This is a genomic window from Rhizobacter sp., assembly GCF_031412495.1.
Lineage (GTDB): Bacteria > Pseudomonadota > Gammaproteobacteria > Burkholderiales > Burkholderiaceae_C > Schlegelella_A.
Map to the genome: position 1 here is coordinate 1 of NZ_JANODC010000393.1, position 2,220 is coordinate 2,220.

Genomic DNA, 2,220 nt, shown 5'->3' on the forward strand with positions numbered 1-2,220 from the left:
GCGTCTAGGAGATCACGGCGCGGGCGCTGGCGGCGCTCGCCTGATCGGCTCAAGGAGATTCACGTGGACATCGTAGGCAAGGTTTTTCTGGTCACGGGCGGCGCGTCCGGCCTCGGCGAAGGCACGGCGCGCATGCTCGCCGAGCATGGCGGCAAGGTCGTCATCGCCGACCTCCAGGCGGAGCGTGGCGAGGCCATCGCCGCCGAGATCGGCGGCCGCTTCGTGCGTTGCGACGTGAGCCAGGAGGCAGACGGCCAGGGCGCGGTCGCCGAGGCGACGGCGCTCGGCAAGCTGGTCGGGCTCGTCAACTGCGCCGGCATCGGCCCGGCCGCCAAGACGGTCGGCAAGGAAGGCGCGCACGCGTTGGCGCTCTTCGCGAAGGTCATCAGCGTCAACCTGATCGGCAGCTTCAACATGATCCGGCTCGCCGCCGAGGCCATGAGCCGGAACGACCCGGAACCGACCGGCGAGCGCGGCGTGCTCATCTCGACCGCGAGCGTGGCCGCCTACGACGGCCAGATCGGCCAGGCCGCCTACTCGGCGTCCAAGGGCGGCATCGTCGGCATGACGCTGCCGATCGCCCGCGACCTGGCCCGCAACGGCATTCGCAACATGACGATCGCCCCGGGCATCTTCGGCACGCCGATGCTGTTCACCATGCCGGCCGAGGTCCAGCAGGCGCTGGCCGCCAGCGTGCCCTTCCCGAGCCGGCTCGGCACGCCCTCCGACTACGCCAAGCTCGTGCACCAGATCGTGGTCAACGAGATGCTCAACGGCGAAGTGATCCGCCTCGACGGCGCGATACGCCTCGCCCCCCGCTAGCCGTCAAGCGCTGCGGCGCGCGTAGAGGGCCCACAGGCGGGCCAGGTCGGCAGTGCCGTCGGTGCCCTGGACGGTCTTGAAGGTAACCTGGGCCTTGGCCTTGTCGCCAGCGACGAGCTGGCCGATGCCCAGGTGCAGCTTCGCGTCCTCGGGTCGCTTGAGGCCGCCTTTGGCGATCCCCTGCTGGATCAGCTGCACGCCCTTGGCGGCCTGGCCGGCGAAGAGGAGATCCATGCCGAGCGAGACGAGCGCCTCGCCGCTCTTTCCGGCCAGCGCCTGCCTCTCTTCCTCGGCGGCCGACGCCTTCCGTTCGGCCAGGCGCTTGTCGACCAGGTCGCGAAGCCGCTTGTGCCGGTCGGCTTGCGGCCCGGTCCCCAGAACGCCCGAGCCGAAGCCCTTGTCGACCACGTACTTGCTTTCGCTCGGCAGCTCGGCCTGCAGGGCGAGCTGGGCCATCTCCATGTAGTCGGCGGGGGCCGTCATGCTGCCGGTGGCCAGCGAGAGCCGGTAGGTGTCGAGCGAGAGCCGATCGGAAAAGCCGGGCTTGCGCTGCATCCGGCTGAGAAGGTCGACCCAGTACTCCTTCTTCGGGTAGTAGGTGACCAGCTTTTCCATGGCGAACACGTAGGCGTTGTTGTCGCCCTGCTTCGACGCCGCGTTGAGAAGCAGCTTGAGCCGGTCCTCGGCCGGGGGGCCGCCGCCCCGCTCGGCCGCCTGGACCTCGGCCGTCAGCTCCTTGGCGGCGCCCGCGAAGTCGCCGCTCAGGTACTGGCTCTGGATCAGCATGGTGCGGATGGCGCCGCTGCTGCCGCCTTCGCGGAAGTAGCGCTGGCCCCACTGCATGGCCTTGGCGTACTGCTGCTGGCGGTAGTAGCTGCCGGCGATCGATTCGATCATGCGCAGCTTGTCGGGCCCGGCGATCCGGCTCGAGCCGGCAATCGCCTCGAAGGAGCGGGCGGCGGTGTCGGCGTCTCCGGCACCCGATGCGGCGGCCAGCCGCATGCGCTCGATCAGGAAGGTCTCGTTCGCGTTGCGCGCGCCGGCCGCTTCGGCCTCGCGCACCTTGACGAGCGCCTCCTTGTAGCGGCCGCCCTTGATCATCTCCTGGGCCGCCTGCAGCGGCTTGCCGACCTCGGGGCGCAGGGCCTCCTGGGCGTGGGCCGGCGCACCCGCGCCGACGGCCGCCGCGAGGCACGCTGCCCGGGCGAGCCGGGCCAGGAGCCGGCTACTTGACGTACTGTTCATTGCCGATCATTCCGAGCTTGGTGACCCCCAGTCGCTGCGCCGATGCCAGCACGACGGCGACCGACTTGTACTCGACGAGCTTGTTGGGGCGGATGTGGACCTCCGGCTGGTCGGCCTGGGCCGCCACCTGCGACAGGCGCGACTCGAGCTGGC

General features: G+C 70.3%; 3 protein-coding genes. 1 reads left to right on the forward strand and 2 read right to left on the reverse strand.

Features of this window, described 5'->3' with window-relative positions:
* Positions 1-63 precede the first annotated feature (63 nt).
* Positions 64-822: a 3-hydroxyacyl-CoA dehydrogenase gene (locus AC30N0_RS14390; RefSeq protein WP_489518592.1), complete on the forward strand. Its 759-nt coding sequence runs from the start codon at positions 64-66 to the stop codon at positions 820-822.
* A 3-nt stretch (positions 823-825) separates the two neighbouring features.
* On the opposite strand, the gene AC30N0_RS14395 is transcribed toward AC30N0_RS14390, so the two are convergent.
* Both AC30N0_RS14395 and AC30N0_RS14400 read right to left on the reverse strand, forming a co-directional pair.
* Positions 826-2,067 (reverse strand): tetratricopeptide repeat protein, encoded by a 1,242-nt coding sequence (locus AC30N0_RS14395; RefSeq protein WP_489518593.1) that lies wholly within the window; start codon positions 2,065-2,067, stop codon positions 826-828.
* Positions 2,048-2,220 (reverse strand): ExbD/TolR family protein (locus AC30N0_RS14400; RefSeq protein ID WP_489518594.1); only part of this gene is annotated, 173 nt, incomplete at its 5' end. The genes AC30N0_RS14400 and AC30N0_RS14395, both read right to left, overlap by 20 nt.